Source organism: Paenibacillus roseus (assembly GCF_016424485.1).
GTDB lineage: Bacteria > Bacillota > Bacilli > Paenibacillales > Paenibacillaceae > Paenibacillus_D > Paenibacillus_D roseus.
Genome location: NZ_JAELUP010000115.1, coordinates 1 through 631, shown reverse-complemented (window position 1 = coordinate 631; position 631 = coordinate 1). Strand labels below are relative to the sequence as shown.

General features: G+C 46.9%; 1 pseudogene. It reads left to right on the top strand.

The annotated features are described in order from the left end of the window. Positions 1–30: 30 nt before the first annotated feature. Positions 31–631, top strand: a pseudogene (locus JFN88_RS24720) (IS3 family transposase); the annotation flags it as partial.

The window sequence follows — 631 nt, the reverse complement described above, 5'->3', positions numbered from 1 at the left end:
GAGCAGATAAGATGAAGGAGCGGATCTACTATGCCGAAACAAAGACGTACATTTACTGCTGAATTCAAAAAGCAGATGGTGCAGCTCTACGAGAGTGGAAAATCAAGGGCCAATCTGGTTCGTGAATATGACTTAAGTGCTTCTGCACTGGATCGCTGGATTGCTCAGAGCCAGAACTCCGGAGCCTTTACGGAGAAAGCGAACCGAACGCCAGAGCAGAATGAACTCCTTGCTCTGCGGAAGGAAATACAGCAGCTTAGGATGGAAAATGACATTTTAAAGCAAGCCGCGCTGATCATGGGACGAAAGTAAATGTGATTCGTAATAACGCGCACAAATACTCGGTATCAGCAATGTGCAATGTCCTGGAGCTGCCACGAAGCACGTATTACTACAAGCCGGAACCTGCTGAGAACGAAGAAGAACAACAACTAGAACAAGCGGTTATGGAGATATTCACAGCCAGTCGAAATAATTACGGAACACGTAAGATTAAGGTGGAGTTGAAGAAACGAGCCATCCATGCCTCACGCCGGAAGATCGGTAGAATCATGAAGAAGCATGGCTTAGTCTCCAGTTACACCGTCGCTCAATACAAGCCGTCTCCAAGCGCTTCAAATGAGTCCCAAAC